This window comes from Streptococcus fryi (assembly GCF_053206505.1).
This window is the reverse complement of sequence record NZ_JBRUGW010000026.1, coordinates 1-16,672: the sequence shown is the minus strand read 5'-3', so window position 1 is coordinate 16,672 and position 16,672 is coordinate 1. Positions and strand designations below refer to the sequence as shown.

Here is a 16,672-nt window from a genome sequence, read left to right as displayed (position 1 = left end):
TGAATTCTTCTTTCTATCATAATTAAGACTGATATGTCGTATGATTCTCATCAAGTGCTTTACTGATAACTCGATGTTGTATCAAGGCTAAGAGGGATATTCCTATGATAGCCAACAATGATAAACCTGCCAGTAAAACTAAAGTTGAGCTCATCAGCATAAGAACAAGTCCAACCAATCCACCAACTAGAAGGAGAGTTTTAGGAAAATATAGTCCAGACATTAACAAACTTTTAATAAGAACATCTTTCAAAGGCATTTCGTATCGGCTAGCCAGTGGATAGGCATACAAAAAGATAATCACTGTTAGGATAAGAACACCGATGCTCAAAACTTGAATGACAGAGATAAACACCCCTGTCTCCTGGTTAAGTAGGACTAAATTGAGCAAACAAAACCCAATTAACATATTTTCAACCAAACCAAGTGCAATACCTTCTTTCAGGTTATCCTTAAAAGTTTGAGGATACGCCGTCCAAGGCACTAATTTTTCTTGTCTTTCCATCTGATTAAGGCAGGTAAAGAGACTGAGTTTAGCAACACCAATAGTCACTATTGGTAAACACGATATAAGAAACAGGAGGTTCAAGATTGTCAGGTCAAATAACCATTCACAAAATTTCATAAAACCACTATCAAGACTGAAAATATCTGAAATCAGTTGCTTGGCCTTATTTGGCATAAAATCCTCCATTTCATAACACATATCATTATTAAGATTAGGCTATCTTGACCTTAAATACATATTTTCTAACACGCTCATTCGCTGACATGAATTGATTAGGCTGATGAGGCTCATCCGGATAGAAGGCGATAAAATTACTGCCATCTAAATCAAAGTCGTAGGTTTTCTCGCAAGCGACAAAACCAATATCGCCTGCGAAAGCCTGTGTTTCTTCCTTGACCAAACGCCCATAACGAATTAATTCAAGCCCTTCAGCAATTAAGTGAATATCCATGTAAGATTTATGGTATTCAAAGATATCTGTAGGCGTTTGATTGAGTTCATTATCTTGAACATAGAGGAAAACCTCATCTCCGTCAATGTCTACTCTACCCAAATCCAAGTCTGCTAGTGAGGTCTGTTCTACAAAGGCAATCACCTTATCAATATTAGGATGAAGACCTTTATAGGTACTCATCTTATCTAGTTGGTCATAAATCATAGGCTTATCCTTTCACAGCACCCATTGTAATCCCTTGAGTAAATGATTTTTGGAAAATCAAGAAGATTGATACGATTGGAATAGCTGCCATAAAGGCACCCGCCATAATCAAACCATAGTTGGTTGACATTTCAGCCTGCATGGTTGCAACACCGAGTGAAATCGTCAAATTTTGGCGAGATGATAACATCACCAACTGCATGAAGTAGTCGTTCCAAGTATTGATAAAAGTAAAGATAGCAAGTGCTGCAAAACCTGGTTTCACGATTGGAAAAGCAACACTCCAGAATGTTCTTAACTCACCACAACCATCAATTTTAGCTGACTCTAGTAATTCTGTCGGGATATTTTCAGAGAATTGTTTCATCAAGAATACCCCAAATGGCCAACCGACAAGTGGTAAAATAACCGCCGCCAAAGTATCATGGATACCCATAAAATTGACAATACGCACCAAAGGTACTAGGACAACTTGTTTTGGCAAAGCCATCGCTGCGATGAAAATTGAGAACAAGAGACGTTGTCCATAGAAACGTTTTTTAGCTAGTACATAGCCTGCTAAAGATGCTGTCGTACAGACCAAAAGCATGGTTGCCACAGAAATAAATACCGAATTCCACAGCCACTGTAAAGCTGGGTTTTGGATAATTAAGCGTTCAAAGTTAATCAGAGTTGGTTCTGCAGGGAACCACTGTGGTGGAATTTTAATCGTTGCTGGTTGTGATTTGAAGGCTCCTGTTAAAATCCAATAGAAAGGAAAAATAAACAGAACAGTCAAAATCAACAAGATGATATTTGTAAAAATATTAAACAAACTAATATTGTTCTTTTTCATATTGTTTTCCTTTCTAGTAATCTACATCTTCGCCCAAGAACTTAAATTGAGCAAAACTAATCAAGGCAATCATGGCTGCCAAGAACACACCGATGGTATTAGCATAACCGTATTCTGTCAATTTAAAGGCTTTTTCATACAAGTAGTACATCAAGGTACTTGTCGCGTAGTTTGGTCCTCCAGAAGTTAAGAGCTGAATCAGTGCAAAAATCTGGAAAGAGTTGATAGTCGTTGTTACTGTAATGTAAAGCGTTGTGGGCAATAGGCTAGGCCATTTAATCTGCCAGAAAATTTGGTAGTCATTAGCTCCATCCACACGCGCTGCTTCAACAAAGGAATTATCAATATTTCCCATGGCTGCAATATAGAGGATAATGGGTTGACCAACTGAGGTTGTCAATAAGATTAACACAATAGCCCACAATGCCCATTGCTTATCACCAAGCCATGAGATATTATTTTCAATCACACCACCTGATTTTAAAACATAGTTCAAAATACCTGATAGCGGGTCATAAATCCATTTCCAAACTACCGTTACTGCAACCGATCCTGTCACAACAGGAAGGAAGAAGACAAAGCGGTAGAAGGAACGAGATATCACACCCTTATCATAGGTCTGTGAAGCAACGAATAGTGAGAATAACACAACAATCGGTACTGAACCGATAACGATAATCACCGTGTTAAAGAATGATTTCCAGAACACTTGGTCATTAAACATGCGAATATAGTTATCCAAACCGATAAAGGTGAAATCCGTCATCGTGTATTGGAAGAAACTTGTCACCACTCCCATCGCCATTGGTAAGAGAACAAACAAACCAAAGAAGATAAGAACTGGGGCAAGAAAGGCATAGGATACAAGTGTCTCTCGCATCCGAATTTTATTGACTTTCACATCAAAACCCTCTCTTTCATTAACAAATATAGCCCCTTCCCAATTGTTCTAACAGCAACTAGAAAGGGGCTGTGTAATAGGTCACACCTATGCTGACCTATAGGTTCTTAGCAATTAAGTGCTTATTTTTTCAACGTTTCATTAGCTGCTTTTGTGAATTCTTTGGCAGCAACGTCAGCTTCTTTTTCACCGTTAGAGATTGCTTGAAGCATTGGGAACCATAATGTTCTCATTTCAGCAAAGCCATCAATAGTATTGTAGTATGTTGAGTAGTAACCAGTCCAGCCACCGATTGTTTCCATACGTTCTGTATCATAAAGCTTACCGTATGATGTACGAACTGGGAAGGCACCTGTTTGTTTAACGTTCTTAGGTCCCCACTCTGCATCATCAGCAAGGAATTCAACAAATTTCTTAGATGCTGCAACTTTCTCATCATCGCCATTGTTGAATACAGCAAAACCATTGACTAAGTATTCAAGCGATGCTTTACCATCTTCAGATGGGAATGGTACTTCAACAACATCAACTTCTGATGCTTCAAGCAATTCAGCATTTGTTTTGTTAAAGCCTGGTTGCCATAGGATAGTGAATGAGGTTTGACCATTGGCAAAGTTTTGGATATCATCACCACCAACGTATTGTGAACCGTTAGCGAGGTAACCATCTTTAATCCATTTTGACGCTGTTTCTAACCCTTTAATAAATTCTGGTGTATCTGTTGTGTAAGCAGTTAGGTCTTCACTTGTCACATTACCACTATAAAGGTTGGCAATAAAGGCACGTGTTCCTTGGTCACCACCTTGACCGTTGGCAAATAATGAACCTGGATTGTAGCCTTTGTCTTTAAGAGCTTTAAGCACTTTTTCAAAGTCATCAGTTGTCCAACCATCTTTTACAAGGTCAAGAACACCAGCATCTTTAAGCATTGCTTTGTTCAAAGCCATGTAGAATGGGGCAGATGACAATGGGTACATGTAAGCTGTATCACCAGCTTTAGAAGCTTGGATAATCTTATCATTATCAACGTCCTTCACAAAATCTTCTGTGAAGAGGTCATTTAAGTCAGCCAACTTACCATTTTTTCCGTAGTCAATGATACGACCTGGTGCGTCAAAGAGAACGTCAGGTGCAGTACCTGCTTCGATAGCTGTTGTGATTTTTTCTGGTCCAGATGTAAAGTCGATCGTTTCTAATTTTACATCGATTTCTGGGTTAGCTTTTTCAAAAGCATCAATGATTGTTTGCTCATAAGTTCCTACACCATCGCTAGCATTTTCTTGTGCAAATGTTGGGAACGCCCACCAAGTGATTTCAGTGACTTTTTCTCCTGAGTCAGTTGACTCTGCTTTTTTAGCTTCTGAGTTACCACAAGCTACTAGACTAAGAACTGCTGCACCAGTAAGCACTGATGCCATGATTTTTTTCATTTTCATCTGAAAAATCTCCTTAAAATTTTTTTGTTTTTATTTTTTGATTAATTAAATAATGACTATTTTGCTTAAGCTATCTTTAGGACAGAGCTGCGATAAACCGTTCTGCAATTTCTTTTGGTCTTGTAATAGCACCACCAACAACAATGCCTGTGACACCTAACTCTTTGACGGCTTTAGCTTGGTCTGGGTAGTGGATTTTTCCTTCTGCAATAACATCAACACCTGCTTCTGTCAATCGCTTCATTAACTCCAAGTCTGGTCCATCTTCCTGACGGCTATACTCTGTATAACCTGACAGGGTTGTTCCGACAAAGTCGATTCCTGCTTCAAAGGCAGTCATCCCTTCTTCATAAGTTGAAATATCAGCCATCAATAACTGGTCTGGGTATTTCTCCTTAATTTGAGCAATGAACTGAGCAACTGTTAAACCATCGTAACGCTCACGGTCTGTACAATCCAGAGCTATGACGGCAATGCCAAGTTCTGCTAACTCATCAACTTCCTTCATCGTCGCTGTGATAAATGGGGCTTGCGGTGGATAATCACGCTTGATAATCCCAATAATCGGCAAGTCTGTCACAGCTTGTATCTCCTTGATATCCCTCACCGAATTAGCTCGGATACCAACAGCTCCTGCTTGTTCCACCGCTTTTACTAAGAGAGGGATGACTCCACCAGTCTCGCTGTATAGCGGTTCATGCGGCAAGGCTTGACAGGAAACAATGAGACCGTCTTTAACTTGGTCTATAAATTGTTCTTTTGTTAATCGGCTCATTTCCTTTCTCCTTTAATAAATTACGTTTATATCATTTATGATATCGCTTACATTTATATTTTAACGCTTTTTGACAAATAGACAAGACCTTACAACTCTTTAGATTTTACTTTCATTTTTTTATCTCCTCCCCAAAATATTGAAAATACTTTCAAGTCAAATAAGACTTCTTAAAACTAGCTGCTCCTGTGAGGCAATGAGGTAGATGAAACCTTCATCAGATAAAGAGATGACATCAAAAAAGGCTAGATTACAATATCCAGCCTCCTAGTTACATTAATCAGAACCATTTAACATCGTCATTATTAGACATCACATGAATAAACTCAATCATCTTCTTCAAAGAAAGCCTCGTCATCCTCCTTATCAAAGGCTTGAAGCTCTCTTGGACTTAAGGGTTTTGGTTTAAATAATTTAAAGTACTTGTAAAAAAGAATGATTTTAGCCACTGAAAATACAAATAAAAAGATGACAATAATACGAATCGGTGTCATACGCTCTCCTCAAGTGAATAGTATGGTTTATTATAACCTATTCTCCAATAAGTAACAACTATTTGGACAAGGCAAATGAACAGCCTTAGAACTTAGCGTCTGCTTGACATGTTTTTCAAAAACTAGCAAGCGTAAACCATTGAGAATAACTAATATAGTTGAACCCTCATGACCAACAACACCTAATGGTAGACTAATCCCCTTAAACACATTGGCCAAAATCAAACAAGCAATCACAGAAATAGAAAAGAGCAGATTTGTCATGACAATGCGTCTCATCTGATGAGATAGCCGAATAACAAAAGGAATATGACGAAGATCCTCCATAACGACAACATCGGCACTCTCAATGGCAATATCAGTTCCCTCACCAATAGCAAAGCTAACACCAGCCGTAGCCAAAGCAGGTGCATCATTAATACCATCACCCACCATACCGACCATACCATAGGTCTGCTCCAACTCAGTTAAAATTCTCGCTTTATCTTCTGGCATACAGTTGGCGTATACCTTATCAATACCTAAGCGTCGAGCAATGTGGTTTGCCGTATTTTCCTGGTCTCCAGTCACCATAACAGTTTCAATACCTAGATCTCTCAACTCTGTAAGGGTCTGATAAGCTTCTTTTTTAATCTCATCTTCAAGAGCAAAATAAGCCTGAAGTCCCCCATCACAACTCATAGTAATAATCATTTTACCTTGTTCTTGTAAGTCTGCCATATCTCTAAGTATCTCTTGTGAAAGAGGTTCTTTTAACTCTGAACAAGCAAAACCTGGCTTCCCAATCTTCCAAGTCTTATCCTGATAAATGACTTTCAAACCTTGACCAGTAATTTCTTGAATATCCTCTAATTCCAAAATCGGAACTTGCTGATAAGCTTCTAAAAAGGCATTTGCAATAGGATGATTAGAACCTTGTTCTGCTGTTTTTAACAAAGATTGAATAAGATTTTTATCACCAAGATAGTAACTCGTCGTCAGATAAGGTTTCCCTTTGGTCAATGTTCCCGTCTTATCTGTCACAAGAACTTTGATTTCGCCCAATCTATCAGCAATGTCACCACCTTTAATCATCACACCTTTTTGAGCTGCACGACTAATAGCTGATAGGTTTGCAGGTGTGGAGCTAGCGACTAAGGCACATGGCGAAGCAACCGTCAGCAGAATCATGCCTCTATAAAAAGCTTCCATCAAATCCCAACCAAGTACAAGATAAGCAAAAAGGATAAATGACGGCACCAAAATCAAGACTATTTTAACATAGGTATCTTCAAGTCTTTCAATCAATGTCGCAGTTCGACTTTGGTTTTTCTCTGCATTTTCAACAAGACGGATAATTTGGTCAAAGACAGTCTCACCCGCTTTCGTAGTCACTAACATTTCAACAGTCTCTCCCTGATTGATGGTTCCACCAATGACATCGTCACCTGACATCTTTTCTGCAGCAAGAGGCTCACCTGTCACCATTGACTGATCAAACAAACCTATTTCACTCAGCAAGCACCCATCAATTGGTACAATTTCTCCTTTTCGAACTTGAAGCCGATCACCAACAACCAAGTCCGATGTCGCTATTTCCTCGATATGTTCATCAGAGAACAGCTTTCTAGCCGTTGTCGGACGAAGAGTCATCAACTGAGCAATAGCTGTACGGCTTTTCTCCATCGCCATCTCCTCCAATCCAGAAGATAAAGAGAAAATAAAAATCAGTAGTGCTCCTTCCATCCAATAACCAATAAAACCTGCACCTATAGCAGCAAGTACCATTAGAATATCGACATTCAAGTGTTTCTCAAATAAGAGTTCCACAATCCCTTCCTTAGCAGACTGATAACCACCAACAATGAAAGCCAAAATAAAAAACAGACTCGCTAGTCCTATATCAAACTGCTGACAGATGAGACCCACTAAAATCAATAATAAGCAAAGCCCCGTATCTAAAAACGTCATATATTTCTTGATAGCCATATCAACCACCTCTTTTAGAATGATTCTTATTAATATTGTACACCTAATCATCTTTCGTGTCAATTTAATTATAATCATTCTAAATAAATTGAAAAACAGAGTACCCTAAGGTACTCCGTTAACGTTTTTGACAATCTGGACAAATCCCATACATGAGCAACTGTGTCCGTGTTACTTTGTAATCAGTCTGCGCCTCCGCTTCTTGCCTAACATGAGGAATATCCACATCGACAAAATCAGTAATTTTACCACATCGTTCACAGGCAATATGCAAATGGCGATGCCCCATAAAATCAAAGTAAGAAGTGTTGTCATGACTTAGTTTTATTTCATTAACAAATCCTTCTTCAATCAAAACTTTAAGATTATTATAAACGGTCGCCAAACTCATGTGTGGGTAATCAGGTTTTAAATCTTTATAAATCTGTTCTGCACTAGGATGATGGCGCGCTTCAATCATATAGGAAAGGATAGCCTTACGGGTCTCTGTAATGCGAATATGCTTGTCTTTAAGATGTTGAATGGCATGGTCAAAAGCCATTTGATAATCTGTCATATCGGTATTGTCGAACAACATGATCCCCTTCCTCCTTTTCTTTTTTCTTCATTATACACCATTTCCTAGACATACTAAAAATATTAACTTGAAAAGTTTATAAGTTTTCTGGAACGGCAGCCAATAAGTTTGGAATAGCCTTAACATCACTACCACCTGCCATAGCCATATCTGGTTTACCACCACCACGACCTGACACAATTGGGGCAAGGACTTTAATAAGATTACCCGCATGGGCTTCCTTAGACTTGCTTGCTACTAAGACATTGACCTTATCACCAATACTTGCCACAAGAACTAGAACGTCTGAATAGTCTTTTTGTTTCCAATTGTCAGCAAAAGTACGTAGAGCACCAGCATCTGAAACATTAACTTGTGTTGCAATATAACGCAAACCATTAGCCTCTTTAACATCCTTGAAGACATCTCCAGCAGCAGCTGCGGCTGCTTTTTCTTTCAACTCAGCGTTTTCTTTTTGCAATTCACGAAGCTGTTCTTGAAGGCTTGCAACCTTATTTGGTACTTCTTTGATTTGTGGAGATTTGATGGTTTGAGCAATTGCTTTCAGAGCATCTTCTTCTTCGCGGTAGGCAAGGAAAGCTTCACGACTGGTCACTGCTAAGATACGACGGGTTCCTGAACCAATCCCCTCTTCTTTGACAATCTTGAAAATACCAATTTCAGCTGTGTTGGCAACGTGTGTTCCTCCACAAAGTTCAACTGAGTAGTCACCTATTGTAACGACACGAACTTCTTTACCATACTTCTCACCAAAGAGGGCCATTGCTCCCATTTCTTTAGCTGTATCGATATCTGTTTCAACCGTCACAACTGGAATAGCATCCCAAATTTGTTGGTTAACTTCTTCTTCAATACGACGAAGTTCGTCAGCAGTCACTGCTTCAAAGTGAGTAAAGTCAAAGCGAAGGAATTCTTGTTCGTTCAATGAACCAGCCTGAGTGGCATGCTCACCAATAATATTGTGAAGGGCAGCATGTAATAAGTGTGTTGCTGTGTGGTTTTTCATGACACGGTGACGACGAGACTTATCAATCACCAGTTTATAGTTATGACCCACTGTTAAATCACCAAGAACTTCAACTGTATGTAATGGTTGACCATTTGGTGCTTTTTGAACATCTGTGACACGCGCAACAAGCTTACCTTCACTATCAAGCACGGTACCATGGTCAGCCACTTGTCCACCCATTTCGGCATAGAACGGCGTTTGATCAAAGACGAGAAGAGCTTCACCAGATGATTGAGTGTCAACACGCTCATTATTTGCAACTATTACTGATAATTGAGCACCAAGTTCGTCTAAGTCATAAACAAATGTTGATGGTTCAACAATACCAGCAAGGGTCTCATTTTGCATCCCCATTGAACCACCCTTAACAACAGAAGCACGCGCACGGTCTTGTTGCTCTTTCATAGCTGCTTTGAAACCTTCGTGGTCAATAGCAAAACCAGCATCTTCAGCTAATTCTTCTGTTAACTCAACTGGGAATCCATAAGTGTCATATAATTTAAAGATGGCTTTACCATCAAGTCTTGTTTCACCTTTAGCTTTCAGGTCAGCAAGCACCTCATCTAAGTGAACAGAACCTGCATCAATCGTACGGGCAAAGGTTTCTTCTTCACGTTTAACAATTTTCTCGATAAATTCGCGTTTCTCAAGCACTTCTGGGTAGTAGCTTTCCATGATTTGACCTACTGTCACAACAAGTTTGTAAAGGAATGACTCATTGATGCCAAGACGACGTCCATGCATAACCGCACGGCGAAGCAAACGACGAAGAACATAGCCACGACCTTCATTACCAGGTAACGCACCATCTCCAATCGCAAATGACAGAGCACGGATATGGTCAGCAATGACCTTAAAGCTCATGTTGTCGCCATCTTGATCGTAAGTCTTACCAGATAATTTTTCTAATTCACGAATGATTGGCATGAAGAGGTCAGTTTCAAAGTTTGTTTTTGCCCCTTGGAAAATAGCCGCCAAACGCTCCAAACCTGCTCCCGTATCAATGTTTTTATTTGGGAGTTCCTTATACTCGCTACGTGGAACAGCTGGATCTGCATTAAATTGTGATAAAACGATGTTCCAGATTTCAATGTAACGGTCGTTTTCAATATCTTCTTCCAAAAGTCGAATACCGATATTTTCTGGGTCAAAGGCTTCACCACGGTCAAAGAAAATTTCTGTATCTGGACCTGAAGGACCAGCACCGATTTCCCAGAAGTTGTCTTCTAGGGGAATCAAATGACTCGGATCAACACCTAATGCCACCCAACGATTGTAAGAATCTGTATCAGCTGGGTAGTAAGTCATGTATAATTTGTCTTTAGGAAAAGCAAACCAGTCTGGACTTGTTAACAATTCGTAACCCCACTCGATAGCTTCATCGCGGAAATAGTCACCGATTGAGAAATTACCAAGCATTTCAAACATGGTATGGTGACGAGCTGTCTTACCGACATTTTCAATATCGTTTGTACGAATAGACTTTTGAGCATTGGTGATACGAGGGTTATCAGGAATCACTGACCCATCAAAGTATTTCTTCAAGGTGGCTACACCAGAGTTAATCCATAATAAAGTTGGGTCATTAACAGGAACAAGATTGGCTGATGGCTCAACCGAATGACCTTTTGATTTCCAAAATTCCAACCACATTTGGCGAATCTGTGCTGATGATAATTGTTTCATGTCTTTCTTCCTCCACTTCTTTGATAAGGATAGGTTTAATTACCCTTACTTGCTCCCTCAAGCATTTCTACATAATCTATAGCAACAACTAGTGAGATAATAAGATCTGCGTATTCTTTTTTTCTCACATCGACATCATAGGTAGACGTCAAATTAAAAATTTTCTTATCAATTTTTGCGACCATATCACCATCTTGATCTACTAATCGAAATGATAAATCCCAGATGCTACCAACAACTTCAAGTCCTAAACCTTGAATGGTATAGCGATCCCTAAAAAATGTTATTTTTTTTTGAATCGTAAAAGTCTGTCCATCAGCCATTTCCACATTAAAACGCGGTAAAAAGGTGAGTAAAGGTTTTACTAAACGGCTAACAGTGTTACCTTTGCTATCAAACACTTCAAACGTCTTTGGAATTTTTAAGAAACTCCCCTTTACCTGATAAGCTAATTGACCAGAGTCATCTTTTATTGTAAAAGCTTCACCACCTAGTTTAAATTTTTGTTTGACGTGGTATTTTGTCATCTTTATCTCCTCAAAATGAAAAAGACAAGTCCAGTTAGACGAAGGGCGAAAAACCGCGGTACCACCTTCATTCAATGAACTTGTCATTCTTATTACGTATTTTGTTGTAAAACTAACAAGTAGCATGATTATCTGGTCTGTATGGCTCGCAACAACCGCCAACTTTCTGTCACATCCCTTATGATAAACAATTCTTGATAGGCTTATTATACAAGCTTTTTGAAAGCTCGTCAACCAAAGCTCACTTTAGGACTTACTTTCCTTCAGCCTTTGAATCATCAGTCTTCGCATCATCAACACTTGCATACTGAGCTAAAATACTACTAAAGGCATTGTCAACAACCTTAACATTTGCTTTTTCTAAAGCCTTACTAACAACTGAATTGATAAAAGTAGGGTCTGATTTTTTCTGGTTAAGATAGGCTGATTCAAGCTCTTTTTTATATGCTTTCCAGTCGTTACCTTTTTCTGTTTTCTTCGTTGCTTTCACAATGTAATAGCTATTTGTATAGTTCTTAACATCCAATACTGTCACTACTTCTGACAAACCATCTTTTGCCAAACCAAAAGCCGCTGTTTTGACATCTGCAGGTAAATCTGATGACGACGAATCAAAGGTATATTCTGTTTTTTCTGATTTTGATTTTTCTTTAGCTAGGGCAGCAAAATCAGTTCCTTCTGCTTTAGCCTTTTCCAAGATTGCTTTAGCATCATCTTCAGAATCGGTCATAATCACTTGTGCTGTCATTTCTGGTTGGTAAGAGTCAAAAGTTGCTTTATAAGTCTCATCGTTTAATTCAGCTTTAGCTGCTTCTGTAACGGCTGATTCTAATAATTTTTCAGTACGAATTTGTTGTTTATAAGCCTCTTTTGTCATCCCTTGTGACTCAAGGATTCGATCAAAAGACTCACCATATTGCTCAGCCATCTTATTATAGGCATCCGCAACATCATCTTTTGATACCTTATCACCGTATTGTTCTTCCAAGACTTTATTCAAAACAAGTGTTAAAACCGCTTGTTTAGCAGCCTGTGTCGTTTTGACTTGCTCATAAAAATCTGACACGGTGATGGTATCACCTTTCATCGTTACAATTTTATTCCCTTCACTACCGTTAGCTGAACAAGCTGCTAAAGTCGCTACTGACATCAAGGTGATAAGGCCTGTTGCCCAAAAACGTTTTTTCATAGGTGTTATTTCTCCTCAATTACTGTTTCTTAAATGAAATAAACTCTCATCTAAATTTTCTAACTTTACTATTATAGCATAATTTCTTAAAGTTTGCTTAATCTGGTAGTATAATCTCCTCAGCATTTTTACGAATCATGAGAATTCCATCCCCTAAAGGTACCAAAGTTGCTGTTAAGTCTGGGTGATTAAGGGTCGCATCAAATAAGTTTTGAAGCCCACGATAAATTGTTCTCTGACCTCGTCTTACTTCTTCAATCGGTCTAGCAATATCGCCGCCTTGAAAAATATCATCTAAAATAACCACACCACCTACCTCAAGGCGTTTTAGAACCTCTGGCAAGAAAACAATGTATTTCGATTTGGCTGAGTCCATAAAAACAAAGTCAAATCGGTCATCAAGATGAGCTAAGATATCAACTGCGTCTCCCTCGAGTAAGGTGATCTGATTACGATGATCATACTTGGCGAAATTTTCCTTAGCAAATTCTATCATTTCAGGATTGCGATCAATGGTTGTGATTCGGCTTTCAGGGGCATTTTCAGCCATCAACAAGGCTGAAAAACCTATGGCAGTCCCAATCTCCAAGATTTTTTTAGGTTGCATGGTCTGCATAAGAAAACGAAAATAAGCAACCGTCTCATGCGGGATGATTGGGATATTTTCTTGACGAGCAAAGTCTTGTAAAACTTTCAAGCCCTCTGCAACAGGTTTCTGGTGCTGGCGCATATAGGCAACAATTTCTTCTTTCACAACAGGACGACGCATGTTGTGGTTTGCATTTTTACTGTATGATTTAACCATGTTTTTAAGTATATCATAGGGGTATTGGGTGGTCAAGAATGGTGTACAAAAGTTTCTACTAACACCTATCCATTCTCAAGCTTCAAGTCCTTGATGGCTGATAATGTGCTGATATGAGTGTTGCCTTTCTGGGTTGGTTGTGTCAGATTTAGGCTTTTAATACCACTATTTTGAGCAAAGACCATATCTAACAACCTATCACCAATATAATACGTATTAGTGCGTTCCAATCCATATTTAGCGACCAAATAATCCATGGCTTGAGGGTCTGGTTTTCGAGCAAAGCCTGATTGACTATGTAGGCTCTCTACAAAATAATCACTAATCTCTAGCAAGTCTAAGACAGTCTTTGTATTTTCGCCCTTATGAGTGTAGATGAAATTTTGTATGCCTTCTTGTTTTGTCCACTCTAAAATAGGCAGACTTTCTGGAAATAACACTAACTCCTTATCACGTCCCTTTAAATCAGCTGAATAATAAGCTTTTAACCTCTGAACGTCAACGTCATGCTTTTTAGCGAGCGTATCAAGTAATTGCCCAACAGAATAATCCAACACATAACGATAGAGCCAGTCATAATCAAAATCCCAACCATAATGCTTATAGGTGCTCTCCAAAGCACGCATAATCGCAGGATACGAATCAATCAAGGTACCGTCCAAATCCCAAACAAAAGTCGGTCTAGTCATCTTCTCTCCCTTTGCCATCAATCCAATAGCGTGCTAAACGCTTTCCATCCTCAATGTCAATAATATTCTCCAAGACACCTCCAGCTTTTTCAATGGTCTTTCGGCTAGGGATATTATCTGCCAAAGCCGTAATCAACACGCGATTGATGCCACGTTCTGCATATCTGTCCAAAGCAAATTGTAAGAGCTCTGTCATAACACCTTGACCACGATATTCTGGTCTTGTGACATAGCCGATATGCCCACCAACCGTTGGTAAATTGCCTTTCAGCTCCCAGCGACAACCAATTCGTGCCACCAAAACATCGTCTAGAAAATAGTAATAATTGGTTGATGTTGACCAGTCGGGGTTATCTGTCTGGGTTTCAAATTGCCTTTGCTTAGCAACAAAAGCTGCAAAATCATCAACCTTTTCCGTCTCGATAAAGACATTTCCTTGCTCTTTTTCAGCTAATAGAGAAGCTTCAAAATCTCTAAATGCCACTTCATCTGCTACTGTTAATCGTCTAATCATTTTTTCCATAGCTATTTACCTCATTCCAAAAAATCCTTTCAGCACTTTAAGTTGTGCTAAGGTTAATTTAACCGATATAAGGCGGTCCTCACCACTGGTCACTTCTCTAAAAACAAAGCGATACTGTCTCGCCTGTTTATCGCTTTGTCGCTCAAGTTCATCACCAATAACGGCTCCTTTTAAGACATCGCCACCTCTAAAAGCAGCCCAACTGGCACCAACAATCGCACCTGCTGAAACACGTGGCTGAGGGGTATCTGTGACGAGTGATGCCGACTGGAGAGCATAAGTCTTTGTTGGCTCATCACTGATGCTAAACGTTTTTCCACCAAGACGTTCAAATGTCAGACGTTTGCTTTCTGGATAAGTCAACTGAATAGTCAATAACTTACCTTTTCCCGTCACATAATCATAAATCTTCTGAAACATAACACCTCCACCTCTTCTCTCAACCGTGTACATCATCTAAGCCACTAATTAGTTTTCATTATACACCAATTACACCACTTTTTCACCTTATACAACAATAAACATCCGCTTGTTGACGGTAAAATTCTGTGATATAATCAGTGGTAATATAAACAAAAGGAGACACTACCATGTAGCACACATAAAAAGCTTTATCCTAATCGTCAAAACTCATTTTAAGGAGGCTTTTTTATGCTACACAAATCTTATATCAAAAACATCAAACTACTCGGAGGCTTAGAATTTTTCAGCTTCTTTGGTATCACATCCTTTTGGTTGCTCTTTCTTAGCCAAAACGGCATGTCACTACTGCAAATCGGCTTGTTAGAAAGTCTGTTTCACGGAACAAGTTTCTTATCTGAAGTACCTTCTGGTGTCATGGCAGACCGATTTAGCTATAAAACCAATCTCTACATCAGTCGATTAACTGCCATTATATCTGCTCTGCTCATGCTTTACGGACAAGGTGATATTTGGATTTATGCTCTAGGCATGATGGTCAGTGCTTGGTCTTATAATTTTGATTCTGGCACTAGCGATGCCATGCTCTTTGAATCGGTCAAACAAGCAGGTCTGGAAGATAAGTATTTGAAAATCTCCAGTATCCTATCCGGTGTCTCCGAAGCCACACGCGCACTCGGCATGGTTTGTGCCGCCTTTCTCGTCCACGGCTTTCTCAACTGGACCTACATCATCCAAATCGGACTCTCTATCCTTGTCATCGGTCTTATTAGCCTTATGAAAGAGCCAGACATTAAAGAAAAAGTCGAACAAGCACCAACAATCAAAACCATTCTAATTGCTGTTAAAGACTGTTTCAAAGGCAATCCCAAATTACTGGAGTGGATGCTCATCAGTCAAACCCTATTGACCTTGGTCACTATGTTTTATTTTTACTACCAAAATGAATTGGTGAATCTGACCCCTTGGCAAATTAGTCTTGTCATGCTTGGTGCTAGTGCTATCAATATCGGTGCTGTTTGGTTAGCTAGCCATGCTGGGCAGCGTTGGACGGCTAAACAGGTCTTTGTAACCATTATTCCCCTGACAGGTTTGTTATTCCTCTTAGCAACCTTTGATCAGCCTATACTTTACGCCCTTATTTTTCTTATCAGCGAAGGCTTGGTCAGCTTCTTTGGACCGATTTTCGGCAATGACTTGCAACACTCGCTCCCATCAGAGATTAGGGCAACCATGTTGAGCGTCCACGCCATGATTGTTAGCTTGTCAATGATTGTCATCTTCCCAGTTATGGGGTGGGTGATTGATCGCCTAGGGTTTGCTCAAGCCTTTGTCTCCCTTGGAATAGTCCTCTTGTTAATTAGCCTAATGCTAAAACGATTATTAAGATAAGAGCGACAAGACTTACCGATAATTCATTGCACAATAAGCAATTTTAATCCATGAAAACCATAAAGGAGCTAGGCGTATTTGCCTAGCTCCTTTTCAATCATCATATGATATGATCATTCTGGTGAATTCAACTTGTGTAGATGTTCTTAATTTAAGGCTCTATAATTTCTGTAGTGGGTAACTCCACCATAGAGATTATAGGGCCTTTTGAGTATCAAAAAGTCCCATATGACCTATAATGAAAAGCAAGCAAACCATCATTAGAAAGACTCATATGGAA

General features: G+C 39.2%; 17 protein-coding genes. 1 reads left to right on the top strand and 16 read right to left on the bottom strand.

Going from position 1 to position 16,672, the window contains the following annotated elements; genetic code table 11:
* Positions 1 to 22: 22 nt before the first annotated feature.
* From ACVRZH_RS07490 to ACVRZH_RS07415, 16 genes are all read right to left on the bottom strand, one after another.
* Positions 23 to 682, bottom strand: a complete 660-nt coding sequence (locus ACVRZH_RS07490; RefSeq protein WP_447454677.1) for a YesL family protein — start codon at positions 680 to 682, stop codon at positions 23 to 25.
* A gap of 37 nt (positions 683 to 719) precedes the next feature.
* Positions 720 to 1,166, bottom strand: coding sequence for a NanQ anomerase/TabA/YiaL family protein (locus ACVRZH_RS07485; RefSeq protein WP_447454676.1), 447 nt, complete (start codon positions 1,164 to 1,166; stop codon positions 720 to 722).
* Positions 1,167 to 1,170: 4 nt separating this feature from the next.
* Positions 1,171 to 2,001: a carbohydrate ABC transporter permease gene (locus tag ACVRZH_RS07480; protein WP_447454675.1), complete on the bottom strand. Its 831-nt coding sequence runs from the start codon at positions 1,999 to 2,001 to the stop codon at positions 1,171 to 1,173.
* Between the two features lie 13 nt (positions 2,002 to 2,014).
* A complete protein-coding gene (locus ACVRZH_RS07475) occupies positions 2,015 to 2,902 on the bottom strand; it encodes a carbohydrate ABC transporter permease (protein ID WP_447454674.1) in 888 nt (295 codons plus the stop codon).
* A 122-nt stretch (positions 2,903 to 3,024) separates the two neighbouring features.
* On the bottom strand, positions 3,025 to 4,338 hold the full coding sequence (locus ACVRZH_RS07470) for an ABC transporter substrate-binding protein (RefSeq protein WP_447454673.1): 1,314 nt from the start codon (positions 4,336 to 4,338) through the stop codon (positions 3,025 to 3,027).
* Between the two features lie 76 nt (positions 4,339 to 4,414).
* Entirely contained in the window at positions 4,415 to 5,113 is a 699-nt protein-coding gene (locus ACVRZH_RS07465; protein WP_447454672.1) for an N-acetylmannosamine-6-phosphate 2-epimerase, read from the bottom strand.
* Between the two features lie 326 nt (positions 5,114 to 5,439).
* Positions 5,440 to 5,607 carry a hypothetical protein gene (locus ACVRZH_RS07460; protein ID WP_447454671.1) on the bottom strand — a complete coding sequence of 56 codons (168 nt, stop codon included), beginning with the start codon at positions 5,605 to 5,607 and terminating at the stop codon, positions 5,440 to 5,442.
* Positions 5,608 to 5,637: 30 nt separating this feature from the next.
* Positions 5,638 to 7,575: a heavy metal translocating P-type ATPase gene (locus ACVRZH_RS07455; RefSeq protein ID WP_447454670.1), complete on the bottom strand. Its 1,938-nt coding sequence runs from the start codon at positions 7,573 to 7,575 to the stop codon at positions 5,638 to 5,640.
* A gap of 118 nt (positions 7,576 to 7,693) precedes the next feature.
* Positions 7,694 to 8,152: a Fur family transcriptional regulator gene (locus ACVRZH_RS07450; protein ID WP_447454669.1), complete on the bottom strand. Its 459-nt coding sequence runs from the start codon at positions 8,150 to 8,152 to the stop codon at positions 7,694 to 7,696.
* A 76-nt stretch (positions 8,153 to 8,228) separates the two neighbouring features.
* Positions 8,229 to 10,847: an alanine--tRNA ligase gene (alaS, locus tag ACVRZH_RS07445; RefSeq protein WP_447454668.1), complete on the bottom strand. Its 2,619-nt coding sequence runs from the start codon at positions 10,845 to 10,847 to the stop codon at positions 8,229 to 8,231.
* 35 nt (positions 10,848 to 10,882) lie between these two features.
* Positions 10,883 to 11,374: an LURP-one-related/scramblase family protein gene (locus ACVRZH_RS07440; protein WP_447454667.1), complete on the bottom strand. Its 492-nt coding sequence runs from the start codon at positions 11,372 to 11,374 to the stop codon at positions 10,883 to 10,885.
* Positions 11,375 to 11,627: 253 nt separating this feature from the next.
* Positions 11,628 to 12,563, bottom strand: a complete 936-nt coding sequence (locus ACVRZH_RS07435; RefSeq protein ID WP_447454666.1) for a peptidyl-prolyl cis-trans isomerase — start codon at positions 12,561 to 12,563, stop codon at positions 11,628 to 11,630.
* 97 nt (positions 12,564 to 12,660) lie between these two features.
* Complete coding sequence (locus ACVRZH_RS07430; RefSeq protein ID WP_447454665.1) at positions 12,661 to 13,368, bottom strand: O-methyltransferase; 708 nt, start codon at positions 13,366 to 13,368, stop codon at positions 12,661 to 12,663.
* Between the two features lie 65 nt (positions 13,369 to 13,433).
* Positions 13,434 to 14,057 carry an HAD-IA family hydrolase gene (locus ACVRZH_RS07425; RefSeq protein ID WP_447454664.1) on the bottom strand — a complete coding sequence of 208 codons (624 nt, stop codon included), beginning with the start codon at positions 14,055 to 14,057 and terminating at the stop codon, positions 13,434 to 13,436.
* On the bottom strand, positions 14,050 to 14,580 hold the full coding sequence (locus ACVRZH_RS07420; protein WP_447454663.1) for a GNAT family N-acetyltransferase: 531 nt from the start codon (positions 14,578 to 14,580) through the stop codon (positions 14,050 to 14,052). Before ACVRZH_RS07420 ends, ACVRZH_RS07425 begins: the two co-directional genes overlap by 8 nt.
* A 6-nt stretch (positions 14,581 to 14,586) precedes the next feature.
* Complete coding sequence (locus ACVRZH_RS07415; protein ID WP_447454662.1) at positions 14,587 to 15,000, bottom strand: hypothetical protein; 414 nt, start codon at positions 14,998 to 15,000, stop codon at positions 14,587 to 14,589.
* 231 nt (positions 15,001 to 15,231) lie between these two features.
* On the opposite strand from ACVRZH_RS07415, the gene ACVRZH_RS07410 reads away from it, so the two are divergent.
* On the top strand, positions 15,232 to 16,392 hold the full coding sequence (locus ACVRZH_RS07410; protein ID WP_447454661.1) for an MFS transporter: 1,161 nt from the start codon (positions 15,232 to 15,234) through the stop codon (positions 16,390 to 16,392).
* The last annotated feature ends 280 nt before the right edge of the window (positions 16,393 to 16,672 follow it).